This window comes from Amycolatopsis sp. NPDC004772 (assembly GCF_053601215.1).
In genome coordinates, this window is sequence record NZ_JBSGBK010000023.1 from 1 (window position 1) to 23,431 (window position 23,431).

The window sequence follows — 23,431 nt, forward strand, 5'->3', positions numbered from 1 at the left end:
TTTTTTTTTTTTTTTTTTTTGTGTTGTTTTTTTTTTTTTGATGGAAAAACTAAATACAGCCTCCGAGTGGCGCGCCTGGTGGCGGCCCCCCCCGCCCGGCGGCGCCCCCCCCGGGCCCCCCCCCCCCACGGGCGGTTGGAGCATCAGGAGGAGGCGGTCGCCTGCTCGGTGGCGGCCTCGGTCGCGGCAGCGGCCTCGTTCGCGTCGGCGGCGGCGGTCTCGGAGCCGGCGAGCAGCTCCTTCTCCCACTCGGCCAGCGGCTCGTCGGAGGCGACGCCCGGCTCCGGCTTCGCGTCGGCGGACGCACCGTTGCGGCTGGAGCGCGCCATCAGACCGGCGGCCGCGGCCTCGGCGACGACCTTGGTCAGCAGCGCGGCGGACCGGATGGCGTCGTCGTTGCCCGGGATCGGGTAGTCGACCTCGTCCGGGTCGCAGTTGGTGTCCAGGATCGCGACGACCGGGATGTTCAGCTTCCGAGCCTCGCCGACGGCGATGTGCTCCTTCTTGGTGTCGACGATCCACACCGCGCTCGGCACCTTGGCCATGTCGCGGATACCGCCGAGGGTCTTCTCGAGCTTTTCCTTCTCGCGGGTCAGCGTCAGGATCTCGCGCTTGGTGAGGCCGGTGAAGCCACCGGTCTGCTCCTGGGCCTCGAGCTCCTTGAGGCGGAGGAGGCGCTTGTGCACGGTCTGGAAGTTGGTCAGCATGCCGCCGAGCCAGCGCTGGTTGACGTAGGGCATGCCCACGCGCGCGGCCTCGTTGGCGATGGCTTCCTGAGCCTGCTTCTTGGTGCCGACGAACATGATGGTGCCGCCGTGCGCGACGGTTTCCTTGATGAACTCGTACGCACGGTCGATGTAGGTCAGCGTCTGCTGCAGGTCGATGATGTAGATGCCGTTGCGCTCGGTGAAGATGTAGCGCTTCATCTTCGGGTTCCACCGGCGGGTCTGGTGCCCGAAGTGCACGCCGCTGTCGAGCAGCTGCTTCATGGTGACGACGGCCATTGCCGGAATCACACCTCTTCTGTGTAGTGCGCGCCTTGCTTCCGCTGGACGCGCTGCTCGGTTGGTCGCTCCCGGCCGGGTGGCCGTTCGCCCTGGTGCCCGCGCCGGCGTCCGGACCCCGGGAGTGAAGGACCCCGAGGACCGCCGGACCCCGTGCGCTCCCTCGGCTGTTTCCAGAAGGGGGAACGCGCACGTGCACGCGAAGTCAGCCCGCTGAAACGGACTGCGCAGAAGATTCTACCCCCTCCCACCACCCCCTCCCCCACCGGCGGCCGCTGCGCGACCCGGTTGTCCACATCGGGTCCGGTTATCCACAGATTCGGCCCGCGCGCCCCACGCCCCGCCCAGGTGCCGCACGCTGGAGCCATGGAGTCGATCATGCAGGTCCGACGGCGTCTGCCGGGGTGGTTGCTGGGCACATTTGCCCTGGTGATGGCGATTTTGGGAGGGGTGTTCGTCGGCGGAGAAGTGGGTGTCCGAGCGCCGGGAGCGGCGGCTTCGGGAGGGGAGGTGACGGCGTCGGCGACGCTGGGGATAGACGCGGCCGGTGTGGATCAATCCCGGCCGCCGCACGCGGTGGTGGAGCCGTGGGCGAGTGGCCTGGCACCGCTCCTGGGCGCCCTGCCCGCCAAGTCACCACCGCCACCTCCCGGCGCCCTGCCCGCCAAGCCGCTACCGCCACCTCCGGGCGGCCTGCCCGCCAAGCCGCCACCGCCACCTCCAGGCGCCCAGCCCGCCAAGTCACCACCGCCACCTCCGGGCGCCCTATCCGCCAAGCCGCCACCGCCACCACCGGGCGCCCTATCCGCCAAGCCGCCACCGCCACCACCGGGCGCCCTATCCGCCAAGTCACCACCGCCACCTCCGGGCGCCAAGCTCGCCGAGGCGGCCTCGCGGACCAGCCGCGGGGCACCACTGCACCCGAGCGCCGGACTTGGCACGGCAGTCCCGGCCAAGCCTGCGACCGGCCGGCTCGCCGGGTCGGCCACGGTTGAGGCGATCAACCTCGCTTCGCCCGGAGCAGAACCGGCCGGATGGCCAACCGGGGCGGCACCTGTGTCCGGCGCAGATCCGCTCACAAGCACCGCGCGCCCAACACCGGCGGCGCACGCAAGTGCCCCCGTGGCAGTGCCCAACCCAGCCGTGCCGTGGGCGATCGCGCTCATGGCCGTCCCGCCATCGCCGGCGCCGTCGGTCGCGACCGGTCGTTCTCTCACCGCGCGACAACCGCGGCTCTCGTGGCCCCTGTCACCCGTTCCGGTGATCACCAAGTACTTCGACGCACCCGAAACGCCCTTCGGCCCAGGACATCGCGGAGTCGACCTGGCCGCCGTACCCGGCCAAGACGTGCTGGCCGCCGACCAAGGCGTCGTCGTCTTCGCCGGCCTGGTGGGCGGGCGGCCCGTGCTGTCCGTCGATCACGACGGCGGGCTGCGCACCACCTACGAGCCCGTCGTGTCGAAGGTGGCCGTGGGTGACCAGGTCTACCGCGGCCAGGTGCTCGGCACCGTCCTCCCCGGGCATCCCGGCTGCGCGGTGGCAGCGTGCCTGCATTGGGGCGTCCGGCGGGGCGACGAGTACATCGATCCCCTCGCGCTGACCGGCGAGGTGGGCGAATACCGGCTCAAGCCGTGGGGAGGTGATCGATGATCAGCTGCCGGTCTGCTCGACCAGCTTGGCGCGCAGCCGCATGACCGCCCGCGTGTGCAGCTGGCTCACCCGCGACTCCGTGACGCCGAGGACCTTGCCGATCTCGGCGAGGGTCAGGCTCTCGAAGTAGTAGAGGCTGACCACGATCTTGTCCCGCTCGGTGAGCTGCGCGATCGCCTGGGCGAGCTGGCGGCGGTTGTCCTGGTCGACGAGCACCGCGACCGGGTCGACGGCGTCGTCGTCGGGCAGCGTGTCGACCAGCGAGCCACTGTCCTTGCCCGCGGCCACCAGGTCCTCGAGCGCGACGACACTGGTGAGCTGCAGCTGGCCGTAGAAGTCACGCAGGTCGTCGAGACCGATGCCGAGTTCGGTGGCGAGCTCCGCGTCGGTCGGCGTGCGGTGCAGCCGGGCGCCGAGGCGTTCCATCGCGCGCTCGGCCTCCTTGGCCTTGCTGCGCACCGCACGCGGCACCCAGTCCTGCGAACGGAGGTCGTCGAGGATCGCGCCGCGAATGCGCTGCATCGCATACGTCTCGAAGCGCAGGCCACGCTCGGGGTCGAACTTCTCGATCGCGTCGACGAGCCCGAAGATGCCCGACTGGACGAGGTCGCCGACGTCGATGTGGGTGGGCAGCCCGGTGCCGACCCGGCCGGCGACGTACTTGACGAGCGGGGCGTAGTGCAGCACGAGCCGATCGCGCGACGCCTGGTCCGGACTGTCGGCGAACTGCTGCCACAGAGCCGCGATCCCGGCGTCGACGTCGTAGCCGGCGCGGGTCTCCGCGGGCGCGGCAGCCTCACCGTGAGTGGTCACTCCGGCGGCTTCGGTCACGTGCGGGCCTGCGGTCATTGCACAGTCGTTCTCGGCATGCGGCTCAGTGTCGTCTCCGTGCTCGTGCGGATGCGCGTGCGCCGCCGGGCCCGCTGGTGACGACCCCGGCAAGCCTCCCCGGACCGCCTCAGGCCCTGGGGTGCGCTCGGTCATGGATCGCTTTCAACCGGTCGACGGTCACATGAGTGTAGAGCTGCGTCGTGGCAAGCGTAGCGTGACCAAGCAGTTCCTGAACGCTCCTGAGATCGGCACCCCCTTCGAGCAGATGCGTCGCGGCGGAATGCCGCAGGCCGTGGGGCCCCATGTCGAGTGCTCCGGGCACCGCCGTGACGGCGTCGTGCACGACGCGCCGCACCGCCCGCGGGTCGACGCGTTTGCCCCGGACACCGAGGAAAAGCGCGGGCTCGGCGCTCTCACCACCGCTTTCGGCGATGATCTTCGGTCGCCCCTCGTCGATCCAGTCGGCGAGCGCCTCCGCCGCCGGAACGCCGAAGGGCACAACGCGTTCCTTGCCGCCCTTCCCCAGCACCGTCACGACACGACGGGAGAAGTCGGCCCCGCCGACGTCCAGCCCGCACAACTCTGACACCCGGATGCCGGTGGCGTAGAGCAGCTCGACGATCGCGCGATCACGCAGGGCGACCGGATCGCGTTGCGCCGCCCCGGCGGCCGACGCCTGCATCACCTCTCCCGCCTGCCCGGCACGCAGCACTCCCGGCAGAGTCCGGTGCGCTCGCGGCGCCGCGAGCCGCCCGCCCGGGTCGGTGGCCAGGACGCCGGTGCGGTGCGCCCAGGCGGTGAACGTCCGGGCCGAGGCCGCCCGCCGGGCGAGCGTCGTCCGGCTGGCCCCGCCGGATTGCTGGGCCGCGAGCCATGCGCGTAGCCGGGCAAGGTCCAGCTCCGCGACGTCACTGCCACCGTCCACGACGAACCCGAGCAGTGACACCGCATCGCCGACGTACGCCCGGACAGTGTGCGCGGACAGGCCGCGTTCGAGCCCCAAGTGCCGTTCGTAGGAGGTGACCACCGCCCGAACATGCTCGGGCAAGGCGGCCCGGAGCGCGCGCAGATCGGGACGGCGAGCACGGCCGGAGCGTGGTGGCGGCATGGATGTCACGCTGCGCGAACAACCGCCTCCGGTCAAGGATCGCCACGCGGCCCCACCGGACCGGCCGAACGCCGTCGACGATTTCGCCCGGATTTCGTCGTCGTCATGCGCTTTCCTTCCGTCGTCGCCAGCCGGACTCCCCGCGGACGGCGAATCCGTCGATCTCCAGCTCGGGAAGCAGCGCCCGCACCCGCCGCAACGGGAGCCCGGATTCGGCCGCGACCTCGGCATCGGACCGGTCGGCGCGCACGACCAGTGCTTCGAAGGCGCGCAATGCCTCCGGCCCCAGCCGGTCAGTGCGCCGTTTCAGCTGGCCCGTGACGGGCTCCTCGGCGATGCCGAAATGTCCGACGGTCTCGAGGACTTCGTCCACGGTCGAGACCAGCGTCGCCTTGGCGTCGCGGATCAGTTCGTGACAGCCGACGGACATCCCCGACGACACCGGTCCCGGCAGCGCCATCACCACCTTGCCGAAGGCGCCGGCGGTGCCGGCCGTGTTGCGGGCCCCGCTGCGCCGCCCCGCCTCGACGACCAAGGTGCCTTCGGTGAGGGCGGCAATGAGCCGATTGCGGACGAGGAAGCGGTGCCGCGCCGGCGAAGTGCCAGGCGGGTACTCGCTGATGACCGCGCCACCGGATTGGACGACCCGTTTCAGCATCGCGACGTGCCCGGCCGGATAGCCGGCGTCGACAGCGCATCCCAGCACGGCCGCGGTGATGCCCTCGGCAGCGAGCGCGCCGCGGTGCGCTGCCCCGTCGATGCCGTAAGCGGCGCCGGAGACCACGGGCACATTCCGGCTGGCCAGCCCGTACGCGAACTCGGCGGCGTGGTGTTCGCCGTAGTCGGTCGCGGCGCGAGCACCGACAATGGCCACGGCCCGATCGGCGGCCGTGCCGAGCGCAACGTCGCCGACAACCCACAGGGCCAGTGGCTGCACGGCTTCGGCGACGCCACACTGAGCCGCAACATCGATGGCGTGCAGCGGCCAGGCGGGCCACTCGTCGTCCTCGGGGACGACCAGGCGAGCGCCGGCCTCGGCGGCTCGGGCGAAGTCCTGGCTGACGAGGTCGTAGCCGCTTCGTGCCTCGGTCACCTTGAGCACTTCGTCCGGGCAGTCGCCACGCCGGATACGCGCGGCTGCCGCTATCGGCCCATGTGCGCTAACGAAGGCGACGACGGCGGGCGCCGGCGGCTCGGCCACCCGCAGCAGGTAGGCGCGGGCCTGCCGCAACTCGTCGACGCTCATCCCGCCACCCGCTCTCGAACTACAGGCATCGGCACGCGACCATCGATGAACGCAATGCCGGACTCGGCCGGTTGAAAGGCGACTAGCCCGCGCTCAACGACGAAAGCCGACCTGGACTCCCGCAGCGGCTCGCCTGTCCGGTCCCGGGAAGTCACCAGCTCACGCCGAGCGACGAAGGCGGCCCCGGCGGTCGACGGTGGTTCGGCCGCGGGCGGTAGGTACGCCCACGCCCGCCGCAACTCATCGGCACGCATGCTTCCGGCCGCTGGACAAACAGACGGGGAGCGCCCGGCAGCTAGGGCAGCCACGGCGGGCGCCGGTGGCTTGGGCGTGAGCGGTGGGTAGGCCCGCCGCCGCCGCAGCTCGTCGGTGCCCAGGCCTCTGCCCGGTGAGGAAGCCGACAGCGAGTACGCGGTGGCGAGGGTGGCTACGGCCGCCAGGGGCTCGATTGCTTGTGCCCGGAAAGCCACGAAGAAGCAATCAATGGCGAAGGCGGTCACGGCGGGCGCTGACGGCTCGGGCACTCGCTTGCCTGCAGCCAGTAGCCGTGACGGCTCGTGGTGAGCGGTGGCGCCGCCGGGCGCTGATGGCAGCTGCTCTCGAGAAGCCGCGAGCCCGTGCCCGGCGACGAAGGCGACGAAGGTGGGCGCAGGTGGCTTGGCCACCTGCAGCAGGTAAGCCCCGCTCATGCCGCCACCCGCTCTCGGAAGGCCAGGGCCGCTCCGACTTGTTCGGCGCCCGGGCGGGGTTCGCCGTCCAGGTCGGCCAAGGTCCAGGCGATTCTCAAGCAACGGTCGGCTCCTCGGCCGCTCAGGGCTCCTCGGTCCATCGCTCGGTCCAGGACCGCCGTGGCGTTCGGTGGCAGGGCGAACTCGCGGCGCAGCGCCGGTCCCGGTACCTCCGAGTTCGACAGCCAGCCGTGCTCGCTCCAGCGTTGGGCTGCTCGCTCGCGGGCCGCGAGGACCCGCTCGCGCACGGCTTTCGATGGCTCCGCCGCGCTGGTGTCGTGCGCGCTGATCGCGCTCAGAGGGCGCAGCCTGACCCTCAGGTCGACGCGGTCGAGGAGCGGGCCGGACAGCTTGGCGAGGTAGCGGCGGCGGGCGTTCGGCGAGCAGACGCAGTCCGCATCCTTCGGCGGCGCGCACGCACACGGGTTGGTTGCGAGGACCAGTTGGAACCGCGCGGGGTAGGTGACCGAGCCCTTGACCCGGGAAATGCGCACCTCGCCCTCTTCGAGAACCGTCCGGAGCGATTCGAGGCACTGGCCGCCGAACTCGCAGACCTCGTCCAGGAACAGGACGCCGCGGTGGGCCCGGCTGATCGCACCCGGGCAGGCGACTCCGCTGCCGCCGCCGATCAGGGCCGGCACCGAGATCGAATAGTGCGGGGCGACGAACGGGGGAACCGTGACCAGCGGTGAGGACTTCGACAACGAGCCGTCGACCGAGTGGACCGCGGTGACCTCCAACGACTCCTCCGACGTCAGGTGCGGGAGGAGGCCCGGCAGGCGCTTCGCCAGCATCGTCTTGCCCACGCCCGGCGGCCCGCTCAGGAGGAGGTGGTGCCCGCCCGCCGCGGCGACCTCCAGAGCCCAGCGGGCCTCCGGCTGGCCGACGACGTCCGCGAGGTCCGGCACCTCCGGCGGGATTACCGGCCCGGGCGGCTCCGGGTGGACCAGCTCGGCCTCACGCTTCATCCAGGCCACGAAGTCCCGCAGATGAGGCGCGCCCGCGACGTCCATGCCGTCCACGAGCGCCGCCTCGACGAGGGAGTCCGTCGGCACCACGGCTCGTCCGTACCCTGCCTCCCGGGCCGCCAGGAGGCCCGGGAGGATGCCGCGGACCGCGCGGATGCGGCCGTCCAAGGCGAGTTCGCCGAGCAGCACCGTGCCGAGCAGCCGGGTGGCCGGGACCGCACCGGACGCCGCGAGCACCGCCGCCGCGATGCCGAGGTCGAAGGCCGACCCCATCTTGGGCAGGTTCGCCGGGGACAGGCCGAGCGTGACCTTGCCGTCGGGCCAGGGCTGCCCGGAATTGCGGACGGCGGACCGGACGCGGTCCTTCGCCTCGCGCAGCCCCGCATCGGGCAGGCCCACGAGGGTGATCCGGCTCAGCCCGCCGCCGAGGTCGGCTTCGATTTCGATCACCCGGCCGTTGATCCCGACGAGACCGGCCGACCACGCCTTGGCGATGGGCATCAGAACGCCGCCTCGATGTGCTGCAGCTGCGGGCGGGTGCCCGGCTCCGCCAGGACGGTGATCACGTCGTAGCGGACGGGGCACCAGCCGAGGCGGAACTCGCGGAGCCAGCGCTGGGCCGCCCGGCGGACGCGGCCGGCCTTCTCCTCCGTGACCGTCTCCGTCGGCAGGCCGAATTCGGTGCCGGAGCGGGTTTTCACCTCGCACACGATGACGCGGGTGCGGTCGGTGAAGACGAGGTCCAGCTCGCCTTCGCGGCAGCGCCAGTTGCGGGCCAGCAGGACGAGGCCGCGTTCCCGGAGGTAGCCGAGGGCGATGTCCTCGCCCCAGGCGCCCAGGTCGCGGCGGTGTCTCGCGAGCTCGTCGGTGCCCGTCATCGTGTTCGCCCCCTCGTCGGTGCGCAGCCGTCACCGGGGCGGTCCCGGTGATCACGGTGCGTGTCTTCGACGATGCCAGCGGATGGGCGGGGCTCACCAGACCCGGATCGGGCAGCTGTGGACAACTGGGGTGTTGTGGACAACCGGCCCGCGCGTCACGCCCTCAAGGCGCAAAAAGAACCGCGCCGACTCACCCAGCGGGGTGAGCCGGCGCGGTCGGTTCCAGGTGGGACTAGCCCGAGAACGGCCCGTCTTCCGGAAGACGGAGGTCCGGCTTGTCCAGCTCCTCCACGTTGACGTCCTTGAACGTGATGACCCGGACGTGCTTGACGAAGCGGGCCGGGCGGTACATGTCCCAGACCCACGCGTCGGACATGCGGACCTCGAAGTACACCTCGCCGCCGCCGTCGCGGACCTGGACGTCCACCGCGTTCGCCAGGTAGAACCGACGCTCGGTCTCCACCACGTACGAGAACTGGCCGACTATGTCGCGGTACTCGCGGTACAGCGAGAGCTCCATCTCGGTCTCGTACTTCTCGAGATCCTCTGCGCTCATGAAATCCGCGCCCCTCCTCGGGATCGTGCCGCTGCTCCGCCGGCGGAGCGTTCATTGTGACCCACAGCCGCGGCCGGGGCATGCAGCGGCAGGCTGAGTTGTGGTTCCAAAGCTTCGTCGAGGACGGCCGTCAGGCTCGCGCCGCCGCCGTTCTCCATGGCCTTCTCCAGCGCCGCATACGTCAGCAGGACCGGCCGCGCGGGCCGCAGGCCGTGCTTGACGGCCACCGTGGCCACGTTCGTGTAGGACCAGCGGTGGACGTCGCTGGGACCGTGTTCGCGCAGCGCCGCCATGTGATCGGACGTGCTGTACCCCTTGTGGACGTCGAACCCGTAGTGCGGGAATTCGTCGTGGTAGCCCGCCATGATGCGGTCTCGCGTCACCTTGGCCAGCACCGACGCGGCCGCGATGCAGGCCACCGAACGGTCGCCCTTGATGACCGCCGCGTTCGGAGCCGTCAGGCCGGGGACGCGGAAGCCGTCGGTGAGGATGTAGCCCGGCTGGACCCGCAGGGCCGCCACGGCGCGACGCATGCCCTCCAGGTTCATCACCCGGATGCCGTAGAGATCGACCTCTTCGGTCGGGATGACGATCACCGAGAAGTCGACGGCCCGGGCGAGGACCAGGTCGTAGACCCGGTCGCGCGCCTTGGCCGTCATCATCTTCGAGTCCGTCAGCTCGGTGAGCTTCGCCGCGTCGCCCTGTTTGAGCACGCAGGCCGCGACCACCAGCGGCCCCGCGCACGCGCCGGCGCCGGCTTCGTCCACGCCGGCGACCGGGCCGAGACCACGGCGGTCGAGCGCGCCTTGCAGACCCCAGAAGAGGTCGCCGCGCACCACGGCTCGCGGCGGCCGGATCGGTTCGGCCGCCGTCAGGGGAACGGGAAGTGTCAAAGCTGGATCACCCGTCTGCCGGCAAGGGGCTAGGGCTTCCGCCCGGCCGCCCGGCGCAGTCCGGACTTGAGTTTGCGACCGAGGAACAACGCCGGCCACGCCGCCGCGATCCCGGCGCCGAGCGGGAGCCCGCTCTGCCAGGCCGGCGCGCCCAGGGCCACCGGCTGCGCCGCTTCCTGCGGGTTGTGGTCGGAGATGCCGCCCCACCGGCTCGGCGGCAGGACGATGATCCGTGCCTTGCCGATGACGTTCTCCACCGGGACCGCGCCGTTCACGCCGCCGCCCCCCTGGAACCGGGAGTCGTCGGAGTTGTTGCGGTTGTCGCCCTGGACCCAGAGCATCCCGGCGGGGACCTTGACCGGCTCGAAGGTCTTCTGCTCTTGGACAGCCGGGTCTTCCCAGTGGATGTACGGCTCGTCGAGCGCCTTGCCGTCCACGATCATCCGGCCCTGCGGGTCGCAGCACTGGACGGTCTGGCCGCCGACGGCGATCACCCGCTTGACGAAGTCGCGCTCGTCCGGCGGGGCGAACCCGACCAGCGAGCCGAGACCCCGCAGGCCCTGGACGATGATGTTGCCCGACTCCTGCGGCGCGATCTCGTTGTTGATCCACGCCTGCGGGCCCTTGAACACGATCACGTCACCCGGGGCGGGCTCGGTGAAGTCGTAGGTGACCCGATCGACGAGGATCCGGTCCCCGGTGCACCCGGGGCACCCGTGCAGGGTGGCCTCCATGGAGCCCGAAGGGATCATGAAGACCTTCGCGAGGAATGTCTGGATCAGGATCGTGAGCACCAGGGCGATCACGAGCAGGATCGGCAGTTCCTTCCAGAACGACCGTTTCTTGGCGGGCTTGGCTCGCCGCCGGCGGGATCCCCCGCGCTCCTCGGAGCGGGACAGCCTGGGCTTGTCCTCCTCGGAGCGATCGGGGTCATCCTCGGGAGCGTTCTGGGACACGGGTTCGGCCACGTCGTCAGGCTACCGGTAACGGGGTGGTGACTCAGTTAGCCGACGCCGTCTCGCGGTTCTCGCGACGCTCCTTGATCTTGGCCTTCTTGCCGCGGAGGTCGCGCAGGTAGTACAGCTTCGCGCGCCGCACGTCACCGCGCTTGTGGACCTCGATCTCGGCGAGGTTCGGCGAGTGCACCGGGAAGGTGCGCTCGACGCCGACGCCGAACGAAACCTTGCGCACGGTGAAGGTCTCCCGGATGCCACCGCCCTGACGGCGGATGACCACGCCCTGGAAGACCTGGTTGCGCTCGCGGTTGCCCTCGATGACGCGGACACTCACCTTGAGCGTGTCGCCCGGGCGGAAGTCCGGGATGTCGGAACGCAGCGACTGCTTGTCCAGCGCGTCCAGGGTGTTCATCGGTGGTCCGTCCTCGTCTTCGGTATGGCTTGCGTACAGATCCCGGGCGCGCAACGGTGCCGCTGCGGGCGACCCGGGGGGCTGATGGCGGGCTCGTGGACGAGGAGGTCCACTCACGCCAACCTGTCAAGTATTACAGACCGGGATCGGGCCGGGAGAACCGGCCCTCGGCCTGCTCGGGGTCCAAGCCCTCGAGGACCCCGCGATCGTGCTTGTCGAGACTACCTTCCGGCAGCGCCGCCAGGAGATCGGGGCGGCGGCGGGCGGTGCGCTCGAGGGCCTGGTCACGCCGCCAGCGGTCGATCAGCGCGTGGTTGCCCGACCGCAGCACGTCCGGCACGGCCAGCTCCCGCCACACCTCCGGGCGCGTGTAGCTGGGCCCTTCGAGCAGGCCGTCGGAGAACGAGTCCTCCGCGGCCGAACGCGCGTTGCCGAGCACCCCGGGCAGCAGCCGGACGACGGCCTCGACCATGACCAGCACCGCCGCCTCGCCGCCGACCAGCACGTAGTCGCCGATCGACACCTCGTCGACCGGCATCCGGCGGGCGGCGTCGTCGACGACCCGCTGGTCGATGCCCTCGTACCGGCCGCAGGCGAACACCAGGTGCTTTTCCGACGCGTAGGCGTGGGCCAGCTCCTGCGTGAACGGCCGCCCGGCCGGCGTCGGGACGACGAGCCGCGTCTCGGACGTGCAGACGTCGTCGAGTGCCGGGCCCCAGATCTGCGGCTTCATCACCATGCCGGGGCCGCCGCCGTACGGCGCGTCGTCGACCGCGCGGTGCACGTCGTGCGTCCAGTCGCGCAGGTCGTGCACGCCGACCTCGATGAGGCCGCGGTCGATCGCCCGGCCCAGCAGCGCGGCGCGCAGCGGGTCGAGGTACTCGGGGAAGATCGTGACGACGTCGATCCGCATGTCAGGCGTCCAGGAGCCCTTCCGGCGGGTCGAGCACGACCCGGCCGCCGGCGACGTCCACCGTGGGGACGATCGCGCGGACGAACGGCACCAGCACGTCCCGGCCCTCGACGTCGAGCTCCAGGAGCTCGCCCGCCGGCGAGTGGACGACCTCGACGACCTTGCCGACGACCGTGCCGTCGGCGAGCTCGGCCCGCAGGCCGGCCAGCTCGTGGTCGTAGAACTCGTCCGGGTCCGACGTGGGCGGCAGCGTGGCCGTGTCGGCCACCAGCAGCGCGCCTCGCAGCGTCTCGGCGACGTCGCGGGTCAGGACCTCCTCGAAACGCACCAGCAGCCGCCCGCTGTGTTCGCGGGCGGCTGCGATGGTGAGTTCCCTTTTGCTGCCGTCACGCAGCTTCGTCGTGACGGCCGCACCGATCTTGAACCGCTCTTCCGGCGAGTCCGTGCGCACGTCCACCGCGAGTTCTCCGCGGATGCCGTGCGCCTTCGCGATGCGGCCGACTACGACGTCCATCCTGACCGTTTTTCGTGAAGGCTCAGCGGTCGGTGTCGACGACGTCCACGCGGACGCCGCGGCCACCGATGCCGCCCATGACGGTGCGCAGAGCGGTCGCCGTGCGACCACCCCGGCCGATCACCTTGCCGAGGTCGTCGGGGTGCACGTGCACCTCGAGCGTGCGGCCACGGCGCGTGGTCAGCAGCTCGACCCGGACCTCGTCCGGGTTGTCGACGATCCCGCGCACCAGGTGCTCGAGGGAGTCCGCGAGGAAACTCACTCGGACTTCTCGCCCTCAGCGGCCTCCGCCTTCTCGGCCTCGGCCTTCTTCGGGGCGGACTTCTTCTTCGGCGTGGTGGCCTCGGTGGAGGGCTCCTCGCCGGCCGCGGCCAGCGCCGCGTTGAACAGGTCCTGCTTGGACGGCTTCGGCTCGGCCACCTTCAGGGTGCCCTCGGCGCCCGGCAGGCCCTTGAACTTCTGCCAGTCACCGGTGATCTCCAGCAGGCGCTGGACCGGCTCGGTCGGCTGCGCGCCGACACCCAGCCAGTACTGGGCGCGCTCGGAGACGACCTCGATCAGGCTCGGCTCTTCCTTCGGGTGGTACTTGCCGATCGTCTCGATGGCCTTGCCGTCCCGGCGGGTGCGCGCGTCGGCGACGATGATGCGGTAGTACGGCGCACGGATCTTGCCGAGGCGCTGCAGCTTGATCTTGACGGCCACGGGTGTGGGTTCTCCTCGAATCTCTCTGGTGCTGGGCTGGGCGCACGCGGGCCGAGTGGGGACACGGACGCGGGCACCCGAAGGTCAGGAGCTTTCGCACGGTGAGAGGGTCCGGCGGAAGCAGGCAGTGACCCATTCTGCCAGACGGCACCCGCGCCCTTAGAAAGAGGCCACCCCGAGCGCCCCGAGCAGGATGGTCAGCGCCGGGAGGAAGTTGTTCACCTGGTGCGCGACGATGCTGCCCGGCAGGCGGCCGGTGACCAGCCGCACCAGGCCGATCGGCACCGCGATGACCAGCAGCAACGTCGTCCGCAGGGGCTCGAGGTGGCTGGCTGCGAAGACCGCCGTCGACAGCAGGAAGGCCGCGACCCGGCCCCACCGCTCACTGCGCCACTGCAGCTGTTCCGCGGCACCCCAGAGCAGGCCGCGGTAGATGATCTCCTCGCAGATCGGGCCGAGCAGCCAGAGGTAGACGAACATCACCAGGGCCGCGGAGATCGACATCCGGCGGTCCTCGACCAGCGCGCTGATCGCCGACGTCGCGTTCGCGTCGCCGACCAGCTGCGTCCACAGGTAGGCGGCGAGGGTGGTGAAGACGAGCCCGACGCAGCCGTAGCGCAGCCCGGTCTTCACGTCGGCCCAGCGCCACTCGAGCCGCAGGTCGGACACGGGCCCGTTGCCGCGGACGAAGGTGATCAGCACCGCGACGCCGGCCGCGATCATCGTCGGCAGCATGGTGCCGAGCAGCACGACGCGCATCGGCAGCGGGCCGGGACCGGTGTCGCCGACGAGGACGGACACGAAGGCCGCCGAGGCCAGCAGCACGGCCTCGACGAGCAGGAAGGCGCCGAAGCCCCACCGGTGCCGCGGCGCCGGCGGCAGGAAGGCGGTCGCGGCGGGCTCCTCGGGCTCGGGGAACGGCGTGGCGTCGGCAGCCGGGTCCCGGGGCTGGGAAGTGGTCACGCCTTGCCCTCCGCGTCGGTCGGCTCCAGAGGTCGAGCCTAGCCGCCGCGATGTGATCTCACAGTATCCGTCCAGCTACTGTCCATCGAACTTCGCAACGGTCAGTGCGCGACGAACAGGAGCACCGCGGGCGGCAGGTTGTTGGCCGCGTGGGCGATCACCCCGGCGCTGACCCGGCCGGACAGGTGCCGGGCCAATCCCATCGCGATGCCCTGGCCGAACAGGGCGATGGTGCGGGTCGGCTCGCCGTGCAGCTGGGCGAACACGAGCGAGGTGAGCACGAGCACCACCCACGGCGGGATCCGGTGGACCGACAGCGCGTTCCACAACGTGCCGCGGACCAGCAGTTCTTCGGTGATCGGCGCGCCGGCGATGACGATCACCGCCGCGAGCACCAGCCACACCGTGTCGCCGTCGAAGGTGTCGGCGAGGTCGGTCAGCGGGCTGTCGGAGACGTCGTCGGCGCCGTAGACCGCGATCAGCATCAGGTTGAGCAGGTAGCCGACGACCAGCGCGAGTACCCCGCAGGCGAGACCGATCCGGACGTCGCGCCAGGTCGGCTTGAGGCCGAAGTCGGCGCGCAGCCCCTGTCCCCAGCGCCACGAGCCCACCGCCGGGCCGAGGCCGAGCAGGAGGTTCGGCACGAACGCCAGGAGCAGGAGCGGGCCGATGTCGTGCAGCTCGAGGGGGTCGAACTCGCCGACGTTGCGGTTGACCGCCGCGGCGATGATCAGGTTGGCCAGGTAGTAACCGGCGATGCCCGCGAAGAACGCCACGAAACACCAGTGCGCTCCCAGCACGCGCCGTGCGCCGTCGTCGTCCGTCACGTCTCCCACGCTAAAGTGCCGACCCCGCAACGGAATCAGCGGGGTCTACGCGTGGACGACGCCGCCGAGCACGATGTGCGACGGATGCCGCAGGACGCCCAGGTCCTCGCGCGGATCGCCTGGGTAGACGAGCAGGTCGGCGGGCGCGCCGTCGGCGATTCCGGGGTGGCCGAGCCAGTCGCGGGCGGCCCAGGACGCGCTCGCGAGGGCCTGCTCGCGGGTCAGGCCGGCGCGGTGGAGCGCCTCGATCTCGTCGACGAGCCTGCCGTGCTCGACCATCCCGCCGGCGTCGCTGCCCGCGAAGACGCGTACGCCGGCTTCGATGGCCGAAGCGACCATCTCGCCCACGCCCGCATGCAGCGCGCGCATGTGCGCGGCGTACGTCGGGTACTTGCCCGCCTTGTCCGCGATGCCCGGGAAGTTCTCGATGTTGATCAGCGTCGGGACCAGGGCGACGTCGTGCCGCGCCAGCTCGGCCAGCTGGTCGGCGCTCAGGCCGGTGCCGTGTTCGAGGCAGTCGATGCCGGACGCGATCAGCCCCGGCAACGCCGCTTCGCCGAACACGTGCGCGGTGACGCGGGCGCCGTGGTCGTGCGCCACCTTGACGGCTTCGCCCAGGACGTCGTCCGGCCACAGCGGGGCCAGGTCGCCCACGCCGCGGTCGATCCAGTCGCCGACGAGCTTGACCCAGCCGTCGCCGTCCCGCGCCTGCTCGGCGACCGCGTCCGGCAGCTGCTCCGGGTCCTCGAGCTCGATGCCGAGGCCCGGGATATAGCGCTTGACCAGGGCGAGGTGCCGCCCGGCACGGATGATCGTCGGCAGGTCGGCCCGCTGCTGCAGCGGCCGGACGTCGATGGGAAGCCCGCAGTCGCGGATGAGCAGCGTCCCGGCGTTCCGGTCGGTGATCGCCTGCTCGGCCGCCTCGTCGAGCGACACGGGCCCGCCGACGCCGATGCCGGGGTGGCAGTGCGCGTCGACCAGGCCGGGCACGAGGAAGACGTCCCGGCCCAGGGTCTCGGCGTCCGGCACCGGCTCGAACGAGATCCGGCCGCCGGTGATCCACAGCTCCCCCGGCTCACCGCCGGGCAGGATCACCCCGGCGGCGTGCAGCGCGGTGCTCAATTGTCCTTGGGGTTCTTCGGCAGCTTGAACTTCGACGGGTCGAAGCCCGGGACGTCGTTCATGCCGCCCAGCTGCGACAGGTCGGGCATGCCGCCCGGCATCCCGCCACCCGGGGGCAGCATCGGCATGCCGCCGGGGAAGCCGCCGCGGACCTTGGGAGGCGTGGGGCCGCGGCCCTTCTTGCCCTTCTTGCCCTTGCGGGACTTCGAGCCGCCCCCGCCGCCGAAGCCGAACCGGCCGGCCATCTGGGCCATCATCTTGCGGGCCTCGAAGAACCGGTTGACCAGGTCGTTGACTTCGCGAACGGTGACGCCGGAGCCGTTGGCGATGCGCAGCCGCCGGGACCCGTTGATCATCTTCGGGTCTTCGCGCTCGGCCGGGGTCATGCCGCGGATGATCGCCTGCAGCTTGTCCAGGTGCTTGTCGTCGACCTGGGCCAGCTGGTCCTTCATCTGCCCGGCACCCGGGAGCATGCCGAGCAGGTTCCCGATCGGGCCCATCTTGCGGACCGCGAGCATCTGCTCGAGGAAGTCCTCCAGGGTGAGCTGGCCGCTGGAGAGCTTCTCCGCGGCCTTCTCCGCCTGCTTCTGGTCGAAGGCCTGCTCGGCCTGCTCGATCAGGGTGAGCACGTCACCCATGCCGAGGATCCGCGACGCCATCCGGTCCGGGTGGAAAGTGTCGAAGTCCTCGAGCTTTTCGCCGTTGGAGGCGAAGAGGATCGGCTGGCCGGTGACCTCGCGGACGGACAGCGCGGCACCACCGCGCGCGTCGCCGTCCAGCTTCGTGAGCACGACACCGGTGAACCCGACGCCGTCGCGGAACGCCTCGGCCGTGGTCACGGCGTCCTGGCCGATCATCGCGTCGACGACGAACAGGACCTCGTCCGGCTCGACCGCGTCGCGGATGTCGGCGGCCTGCTTCATCAGCTCTTCGTCGACACCCAGGCGGCCCGCGGTGTCGACCACGACGACGTCGTGCTGCGCGTGCTTGGCCTCGGCGATGGCGCGGCGGGCGACGTCGACCGGGTCGCCGACGCCGTTGCCGGGCTCGGGGGCGAAGGTGACGACACCGGCGCGCTCGCCGACGACCTGCAGCTGCGTGACGGCGTTCGGGCGCTGGAGGTCGCAGGCGACCAGCATCGGCGCGTGGCCCTGCTTCTTCAGCCACATCGCGAGCTTGCCGGCGAGCGTCGTCTTACCCGCACCCTGCAGACCGGCGAGCATGATCACGGTCGGCGGGGTCTTGGCCAGGTTCAGCCGGCGCGTCTCGCCGCCGAGGATCCCGACGAGCTCCTCGTTGACGATCTTGATGACCTGCTGGGCGGGGTTGAGCGCCTGGGAGACCTCGGCACCCTTCGCCCGCTCCTTGATCCTCGCGATGAAGGTCTTGACCACGCCGAGGGCGACGTCGGCCTCCAGCAGCGCGATGCGGATTTCGCGCGCGGTGGCGTCGATGTCGGCGTCGGACAGCTTGCCCTTGCGCGTGAGCGTCTGCAGGGCGGCGGTGAGCCGATCGGAGAGGGTGTCGAACACGGGTGTGCACGCTCCAGCTGGGTCGATGGTGGCGCGCCGGACGCGGCCGGCTCTGTCGAGGGTAGTCGCTCCCGCTCCTTCTCTTCGCGGGTGTGCGCGCGTTCGTACGCATACGTTAAACAGTGTGCAGGCCCACTTTCGTGTGACTTCGCGGAAAACGGTGGCGTCGACCGCGAATTTTGGTAAACATAGGTGCATGACCGCTGTCCTGAGCGAACCGGCCACCGACGCCGACGCACCCGTCCCGCTGCGGCGGATCGCCGGGCTGTTCCGCCCGCACCGGGGGCCGCTCGCCGCACTGTTCGCGCTGATCGTTGTGCAAGCCGGCCTCGGCGTGGTGTCGCCGTTCCTGCTGCGCGAGATCCTCGACGACGCCCTCCCGCACCGCGACACGCTGCTGATCAGCCTCCTGGCGGCCGGGATGATCGTCTGCGCGGCCGGCAGCGCCTCCCTCGGCGTCGCCACGACCGGGCTGTCCAACACCATCGGGCAGCGGGTCATGAACGAGCTGCGCGTCTCGGTGTACGGCCACTTCCAGCGGATGTCGCTCGGGTTCTTCACGCGGACGAAGAGCGGCGAGGTGCTCTCGCGGGTGTTCAACGACATCGGCGGAGTGGACAACGTGATCACCACGACGGCCGGGTCGATGGTCCAGAACGCGACCACGACGATCGCCATCGCGGTGGCCCTGGTCCTGCTGGATTGGCAGCTCGCGGCGCTGTCGTTGATCGTGGTGCCGTTGTTCCTGCTGTTCACGCTGCGGCTGGGCAAGAAGCGGCGGACTCTCGCCCGCGGCCGGACCCGCCGGATGGCCCGGCTGACGACGATGGTCGAAGAGTCCCTGTCGGTCACCGGGGTGCTGCTCGCCAAGACCATGGGCAACGAGCGAGCGATGCGCGAGCGTTTCGCGGCGGAGTCGCGGGAGATCGCTTCGCTGGAACGAGCGGCCGCACTGGCCGGCCGCTGGCAGATCGCGTCGCGGGCGATGAGCCTGACGGTGATCCCGGCCCTGGTCTACTGGATCGCCGGGCTGGCGCTGGCGGGCGGTGCGTCGCCGATCTCGCTCGGCACCGTCGTGGCGTTCACCAGCATGCTCAACCGGCTGGTCGCGCCGGCGAGCGCGATGCAGACCATCGGGCAGAACGTGGCGACGTCAAAAGCGCTGTTCGGCCGCATCTTCGAGGTCCTGGACCTGCCGGTGGAGATCGCGGACAAGCCCGGCGCGCGGGAGCTGGAGGTGCGCCGCGGTGACGTCTCGATGCGGGGCGTCTCGTTCCGCTACGCCGAAGACGGCCCGCCGACGCTGCGGGACATCGACCTCGATGTGCCGGCCGGGACCACGACGGCTTTGGTCGGCTCGACAGGCTCGGGCAAGACGACGCTGGCGTACCTCGTCGCCCGGTTGTACGAGGTGAGCGGCGGCTCGGTGACGATCGACGGCACCGACGTCCGGGACGTCACGCTGGCGTCGCTCGCGGCCGGAGTCGGGCTGGTGTCGCAGGAGACGTACCTCTTCCACGACACGGTGCGGGAGAACCTGCGCTTCGCCAAGCCGGACGCGACGGACGACGAGATCGAACGGGCGGCGAAGGCCGCGCACATCCACGACACCCTGGCCGGGCTGCCGGAGGGGTACGACACGGTCGTGGGCCAGCGCGGCTACCGGTTCTCCGGCGGGGAGAAGCAGCGGATCGCCATCGCCCGGGTGATGCTGCGCAGCCCACCGGTGCTCATCCTCGACGAGGCGACCAGCGCGCTCGACAACCGCACCGAACGCTCGGTGCAGGCCGAGCTGGACAGGCTCGCCGCCGGCCGCACGACGCTGACGATCGCGCACCGGCTGTCCACTGTGGAGCACGCGGACCAGATCGTGGTGCTGCACGAGGGCCGGATCGTGGAACGCGGCACGCACGACGAGCTGCTGACGCGCGGTGGGCGTTATGCCCGGCTGGTCCGAGGGAACACCTAATGTGGGTCCATGCACACGGAACCGGCCCGGATCCTTGACGAGACCGCCGCGCGGGTCACCGCCGACGCCGAACTCGCCGACCTGTCCCGGCGGGTGCGCGAAGGCGTCGGGCGGCTGAACTGGCGGATGCGCGCGGAGGCGGACCGGCACATCCCGGGGCCGGCGGTGCTCGCGGTCCTGAGCCGGCTCTACCGCGCGGGCACGCAGACGCCGACCGAGCTGGCCGAAGCGGAACGGCTGCAGCCGCAGTCGCTCACCCGCATCCTGGCGTCGCTGGACCTCCGCGGCCACATCGAGCGGACGCCGGACCCCGACGACGGACGCCGTTCGCGGGTCAGCATCACCGATGAGGGCCTCGCCGTCCTGCGCCGGTACAGCACCCAGCGCGAACGCTGGCTGGCCGGGGCCATCGAATCGACGCTCTCGCCGACCGAGCAGCAGCTGCTCCGGCTGGCCGCCGACCTGCTGATCCGGGTCGCGGACGCCTGAAAGCTGCCGTGGAGACCCCTCGATCCCTCCACGGCAGCTTTCGGACACCCCCTTGGTGTCCCGCGCCGCCTCCCCGCGGTGCGGGACGGGTTCCGGAAACGGGCCGCTCCTCCTCCGGCCCGCCCCGGAACCCTGGCGTCTGGACGGCTCACCTCCCCAGGGGCCGTCCGGACTTCCCCCCTCGCCGGCGATCCGGTACTCGCTGGCAGAAGGAAGTCTGCCGCGCCGAGGGGTGGCGGGTTGAGTGTGAGAACCCTCAATTACCCGTGGGTAGTAATACTCAAGACGTCTTCGTGCGGCCACGGCTGCGCGTCGCGGCCCGCTTCGCCGTCGTACGCGCCTTCGCGGCCCGCGAAGCAGCCGCCTTGGCCTTGGTGACGGCCGCGTTGCGCGCGTCCTCCGCTTCGGCGGCGCTCTCCTGCAACGCCGCCAGCAGGCGGGTTACTCCTTCGGCCTGCTCCGCGGCTGTCGGCTGGACGACCTCGGCGCCGTCGATCTTCGCCTGGACCAACGCTTCGAAGGCCTCGCGGTAACGGTCGGGGTAGCGGCCGGGGTCGAACTCACCGGTCAGCTCCTCGATCAGGTTCACCGCGCGCCGGAGCTCGCCGGGGCGGATGTCGACGTCGGCGTGCTGGAACGGGAAGTCGGGGGTGCGCACTTCGTCGGGCCAGCGCATCGTCTCCAGCACGATCACCTGGTCGCGCACCCGTAGCGCGCCGAGCGTCTCGCGGCGGCGGAGCGCGACGGTGACCAGTGCGAGCCGGCCCGACTGCTGGAGTGCCTCGCTGAACAGCACGTACGGCTTCGTGCCCGCGGGTTCGGGTTCGAGGTAGTAGCTCTTGGCGAACCAGAGCGGATCGACGTCGGGGGCCGGCGCGAACCCGCGGATGGCGATCGTGCGGCCCGCCATCGGGAGCGACGCGAGCTCGTGGTCGGACAGCAGGACGACGTCACCGCCGGGGACGGGATAGCCGCGGACCATCTCCTCGGGCGGCACCTCGGCGCCGTCGACCTCGCACACGCGTCTGACCCGGATGCGGCCGCCGTCGGACTCGTGCACCTGGTGCAGCGGGATTTCCCGCTCCTCGGTGGCGCTGTACGCCTTCACCGGGATGGCGTAACCGCCGAACCCGATCGTGCCGGTCCACACTGCGCGCATCCGTGCCACCTCCGCAGCTCCCAGGCTAGACAGCGGCTGCGGCGGATCGACAGCTACAAATGGGTGTCAGGCGAGACGGATTCGCTCACACATTCGAACGACGGCGTGACCTCGTCGAGCGCCTCCGCCGAGCACCGGGAGGCGATCGCGGCCGCGCGAAGCACCTCGGTGACCACCTCGACGTCCAGCGGCGGCGCCGCGGCGAGGGCGGCCGAACCGCCTTCGACCCGGGCGGCGAGGCCGGCGAGCGCGTGGGAAATGGCCTCTTGCCCGGCGACCAGCTGGGCGACGACGTCGGTGAGCTCGGCCGTCGTCGCGCCGGGGCCGCCGCAGCGCAGTCCGGCGGCGAGCTCCTCGGCGCAGGACCGCAGGTGGGTGGCGACGACGGTCGGCGGCAGCGTCAGCCGATCCTGCATCGCTCACCCCCTCGGGCCGGTCGAAGCAGCCATAGTGCCACCGCACGCGGCGTGACCGGACGCGACACACCGCCGCCCGCATATTTGACCGAGCGTTCTCGATACGGCTAGGCTTTCGATCATGTCCCGGGTCAAGGAGTTCGACGTCGGCGAAGCCTGCGACGGCGCGCTCACGCTCTTCCGGCGGCAGGGGTACGAGGCGACGTCGGTCAGCGACCTCGTCACCCACCTCGGCGTCGCCAAGGCCAGCCTGTACGCCACTTTCGGCACGAAGCACGACCTCTACGTCACGGCGTTGAAGCGCTACGCCGAACGAACCGACGCACGGGTGATGGCCCAGTTGTCGGAGCCGGGTTCCGGAGTGGCCGCCGTCCGCCGGCTGTTCGACGGGTACACCGCGGAAATCCTGGATGACGAGACGAGAATGGGCTGCTTCGTCGTGAACGCGGCGATCGAGCTGCTCCCCCACGATCCCGAAGTCGCGCGGGTGGTGGAGCGCAGCTGGAACACCCTCGAGGTCGCCCTCACGATGGCGTTGGAACGAGCGAAGACCCAGGACGAACTCGCCGCCGGCAGCGACCCGGCGACGCTGGCGCGTTTCCTGCTCACCGTGCTGCAGGGACTGCGCGTCCTGGGCAAGGGCACCGACACGGCGAGCCGGGTGAACGCGGCCGTCTCCCAGGCGCTGCGCCTGCTTATACAAGACTGATCGGACCAGAAAGAAGGGCCACGATGGGGGCACGTTTTGCGGGCAAGGTCGTCCTGGTGACAGGCGGCGGCTCGGGCATCGGGCGGGCGGCGGCGCAGGCGTTCGCGGACGAAGGCGCGACGGTGGTCGTGGCCGGGCGGGACGGACAGCGGCTCGAGTCGGCAGTGCGGGAACTCGGCGGCGACGCGAGCGCGGTGACGGTCGACGTGACCGACTCCGCGGACGTGGCGCGGATGGTGGCGACGATCGTCGCGCGGCACGGCGGGCTGGACGTCGCGTTCAACAACGCGGGCATCCTCGGGTCGCCGGCCCCGGCCGCCGACCTCGGCGAGGACGACTTCGGTGCGGTGCTGGACACGAACGTCACCGGGACGTGGCTGTGCCTGAAGCACGAGGTCGCGCACATGCGGGCGCACGGCGGCGGCGCGATCGTCAACATGGCGTCGAACATCGGCGCGCACGGCCGGCTGCCGAATATGGCGGCCTACGCGGCGTCGAAGGCCGCGGTGAGCGCGCTGACCAGGACGGCGGCGCGCGACCACATCGCCGACGGTGTCCGCATCAACGCCGTCAGCCCGGGCGCGACCGACACGGACATGTCCCGGCGTCCCGGCGAGACGGACGCCGATCGCGCCGAGCGGCTGAAGGGCGCGATTCCGCTGGGCCGGGTGGGTGCCACCGCCGAAGTGGCCGCCGCGGTGCTGTGGCTGGCTTCGGACGAAGCCGCGTTCACCGTGGGGCACGACCTGGTGGTCGACGGCGGCGCGACCGCCTGAGCGGCCCCACCCGGGCCCGCGGATGAGGGCGGGCCGGATCCTCCTCCGGCGCGAATTCACGACTCACGGTCGCGCATGGTGACGATTCCTCTCTCGGACGGGAACGGACG

At 71.1% G+C, this 23,431-nt stretch carries 25 protein-coding genes; 5 read left to right on the plus strand and 20 right to left on the minus strand.

Annotated features, from left to right (window positions below):
* Window positions 1-143: 143 nt before the first annotated feature.
* Window positions 144-1,004, minus strand: coding sequence for a 30S ribosomal protein S2 (rpsB, locus tag ACWEF6_RS16300; RefSeq protein ID WP_449675088.1), 861 nt, complete (start codon window positions 1,002-1,004; stop codon window positions 144-146).
* A 1,164-nt stretch (window positions 1,005-2,168) separates the two neighbouring features.
* Between rpsB and ACWEF6_RS16305 the strand changes: the two genes are divergently transcribed.
* Entirely contained in the window at window positions 2,169-2,654 is a 486-nt protein-coding gene (locus tag ACWEF6_RS16305; protein ID WP_449683749.1) for a M23 family metallopeptidase, read from the plus strand.
* Here ACWEF6_RS16305 and ACWEF6_RS16310 read toward each other — a convergent pair whose 3' ends face one another.
* From ACWEF6_RS16310 to ffh, 17 genes are all read right to left on the minus strand, one after another.
* On the minus strand, window positions 2,655-3,503 hold the full coding sequence (locus ACWEF6_RS16310) for a FliA/WhiG family RNA polymerase sigma factor (protein WP_449683668.1): 849 nt from the start codon (window positions 3,501-3,503) through the stop codon (window positions 2,655-2,657).
* Between the two features lie 109 nt (window positions 3,504-3,612).
* Window positions 3,613-4,593: a tyrosine recombinase XerC gene (locus tag ACWEF6_RS16315; RefSeq protein WP_449683669.1), complete on the minus strand. Its 981-nt coding sequence runs from the start codon at window positions 4,591-4,593 to the stop codon at window positions 3,613-3,615.
* A gap of 103 nt (window positions 4,594-4,696) precedes the next feature.
* Window positions 4,697-5,839, minus strand: a complete 1,143-nt coding sequence (gene dprA, locus ACWEF6_RS16320) for a DNA-processing protein DprA (protein ID WP_449683670.1) — start codon at window positions 5,837-5,839, stop codon at window positions 4,697-4,699.
* Between the two features lie 685 nt (window positions 5,840-6,524).
* Window positions 6,525-8,036 carry a YifB family Mg chelatase-like AAA ATPase gene (locus ACWEF6_RS16325; protein ID WP_449683671.1) on the minus strand — a complete coding sequence of 504 codons (1,512 nt, stop codon included), beginning with the start codon at window positions 8,034-8,036 and terminating at the stop codon, window positions 6,525-6,527.
* Complete coding sequence (locus ACWEF6_RS16330) at window positions 8,036-8,413, minus strand: YraN family protein (protein WP_449683672.1); 378 nt, start codon at window positions 8,411-8,413, stop codon at window positions 8,036-8,038. Before ACWEF6_RS16330 ends, ACWEF6_RS16325 begins: the two co-directional genes overlap by 1 nt.
* 232 nt (window positions 8,414-8,645) lie before the next feature.
* Window positions 8,646-8,969 carry a DUF2469 domain-containing protein gene (locus ACWEF6_RS16335; protein WP_003096226.1) on the minus strand — a complete coding sequence of 108 codons (324 nt, stop codon included), beginning with the start codon at window positions 8,967-8,969 and terminating at the stop codon, window positions 8,646-8,648.
* Window positions 8,966-9,808, minus strand: a complete 843-nt coding sequence (locus ACWEF6_RS16340) for a ribonuclease HII (RefSeq protein WP_449683750.1) — start codon at window positions 9,806-9,808, stop codon at window positions 8,966-8,968. The genes ACWEF6_RS16335 and ACWEF6_RS16340 overlap by 4 nt, the downstream gene beginning before the upstream one ends.
* A gap of 83 nt (window positions 9,809-9,891) precedes the next feature.
* Window positions 9,892-10,830: a signal peptidase I gene (lepB, locus tag ACWEF6_RS16345; protein ID WP_310974440.1), complete on the minus strand. Its 939-nt coding sequence runs from the start codon at window positions 10,828-10,830 to the stop codon at window positions 9,892-9,894.
* Window positions 10,831-10,861: 31 nt separating this feature from the next.
* Window positions 10,862-11,230: a 50S ribosomal protein L19 gene (rplS, locus tag ACWEF6_RS16350; protein ID WP_091306793.1), complete on the minus strand. Its 369-nt coding sequence runs from the start codon at window positions 11,228-11,230 to the stop codon at window positions 10,862-10,864.
* 133 nt (window positions 11,231-11,363) lie between these two features.
* Window positions 11,364-12,143, minus strand: coding sequence for a tRNA (guanosine(37)-N1)-methyltransferase TrmD (trmD, locus tag ACWEF6_RS16355; RefSeq protein ID WP_449683673.1), 780 nt, complete (start codon window positions 12,141-12,143; stop codon window positions 11,364-11,366).
* Window position 12,144: 1 nt separating this feature from the next.
* Window positions 12,145-12,657 carry a ribosome maturation factor RimM gene (gene rimM, locus ACWEF6_RS16360; protein WP_310974442.1) on the minus strand — a complete coding sequence of 171 codons (513 nt, stop codon included), beginning with the start codon at window positions 12,655-12,657 and terminating at the stop codon, window positions 12,145-12,147.
* Window positions 12,658-12,679: 22 nt separating this feature from the next.
* Window positions 12,680-12,919, minus strand: a complete 240-nt coding sequence (locus tag ACWEF6_RS16365) for an RNA-binding protein (protein ID WP_003103110.1) — start codon at window positions 12,917-12,919, stop codon at window positions 12,680-12,682.
* Window positions 12,916-13,359: a 30S ribosomal protein S16 gene (gene rpsP / locus ACWEF6_RS16370; RefSeq protein WP_043780385.1), complete on the minus strand. Its 444-nt coding sequence runs from the start codon at window positions 13,357-13,359 to the stop codon at window positions 12,916-12,918. Before rpsP ends, ACWEF6_RS16365 begins: the two co-directional genes overlap by 4 nt.
* Before the next feature lie 159 nt (window positions 13,360-13,518).
* Window positions 13,519-14,322, minus strand: a complete 804-nt coding sequence (locus ACWEF6_RS16375; RefSeq protein WP_310974443.1) for a CPBP family intramembrane glutamic endopeptidase — start codon at window positions 14,320-14,322, stop codon at window positions 13,519-13,521.
* Window positions 14,323-14,423: 101 nt separating this feature from the next.
* The gene (locus tag ACWEF6_RS16380; RefSeq protein WP_310974444.1) at window positions 14,424-15,149 is read right to left on the minus strand and encodes a CPBP family intramembrane glutamic endopeptidase; all 726 of its coding nucleotides are present in this window, start codon (window positions 15,147-15,149) and stop codon (window positions 14,424-14,426) included.
* Between the two features lie 45 nt (window positions 15,150-15,194).
* Complete coding sequence (locus tag ACWEF6_RS16385) at window positions 15,195-16,271, minus strand: amidohydrolase family protein (protein ID WP_449683674.1); 1,077 nt, start codon at window positions 16,269-16,271, stop codon at window positions 15,195-15,197.
* Complete coding sequence (ffh, locus tag ACWEF6_RS16390; RefSeq protein ID WP_449683675.1) at window positions 16,268-17,803, minus strand: signal recognition particle protein; 1,536 nt, start codon at window positions 17,801-17,803, stop codon at window positions 16,268-16,270. Before ffh ends, ACWEF6_RS16385 begins: the two co-directional genes overlap by 4 nt.
* Before the next feature lie 196 nt (window positions 17,804-17,999).
* On the opposite strand from ffh, the gene ACWEF6_RS16395 reads away from it, so the two are divergent.
* Both ACWEF6_RS16395 and ACWEF6_RS16400 read left to right on the plus strand, forming a co-directional pair.
* A complete protein-coding gene (locus ACWEF6_RS16395) occupies window positions 18,000-19,772 on the plus strand; it encodes an ABC transporter ATP-binding protein (protein ID WP_449683676.1) in 1,773 nt (590 codons plus the stop codon).
* Between the two features lie 9 nt (window positions 19,773-19,781).
* Window positions 19,782-20,261: a MarR family winged helix-turn-helix transcriptional regulator gene (locus ACWEF6_RS16400; protein WP_449683677.1), complete on the plus strand. Its 480-nt coding sequence runs from the start codon at window positions 19,782-19,784 to the stop codon at window positions 20,259-20,261.
* Between the two features lie 280 nt (window positions 20,262-20,541).
* Here the strand turns inward: ACWEF6_RS16400 and ku are convergent, their stop codons facing one another.
* On the minus strand, window positions 20,542-21,420 hold the full coding sequence (gene ku, locus ACWEF6_RS16405) for a non-homologous end joining protein Ku (protein WP_449683678.1): 879 nt from the start codon (window positions 21,418-21,420) through the stop codon (window positions 20,542-20,544).
* A 53-nt stretch (window positions 21,421-21,473) separates the two neighbouring features.
* A complete protein-coding gene (locus ACWEF6_RS16410; RefSeq protein WP_449683679.1) occupies window positions 21,474-21,836 on the minus strand; it encodes a hypothetical protein in 363 nt (120 codons plus the stop codon).
* A gap of 121 nt (window positions 21,837-21,957) precedes the next feature.
* On the opposite strand from ACWEF6_RS16410, the gene ACWEF6_RS16415 reads away from it, so the two are divergent.
* On the plus strand, window positions 21,958-22,545 hold the full coding sequence (locus ACWEF6_RS16415) for a TetR/AcrR family transcriptional regulator (RefSeq protein WP_449683680.1): 588 nt from the start codon (window positions 21,958-21,960) through the stop codon (window positions 22,543-22,545).
* Window positions 22,546-22,568: 23 nt separating this feature from the next.
* Window positions 22,569-23,321 carry a glucose 1-dehydrogenase gene (locus tag ACWEF6_RS16420; protein WP_449683681.1) on the plus strand — a complete coding sequence of 251 codons (753 nt, stop codon included), beginning with the start codon at window positions 22,569-22,571 and terminating at the stop codon, window positions 23,319-23,321.
* Window positions 23,322-23,431 lie beyond the last annotated feature (110 nt).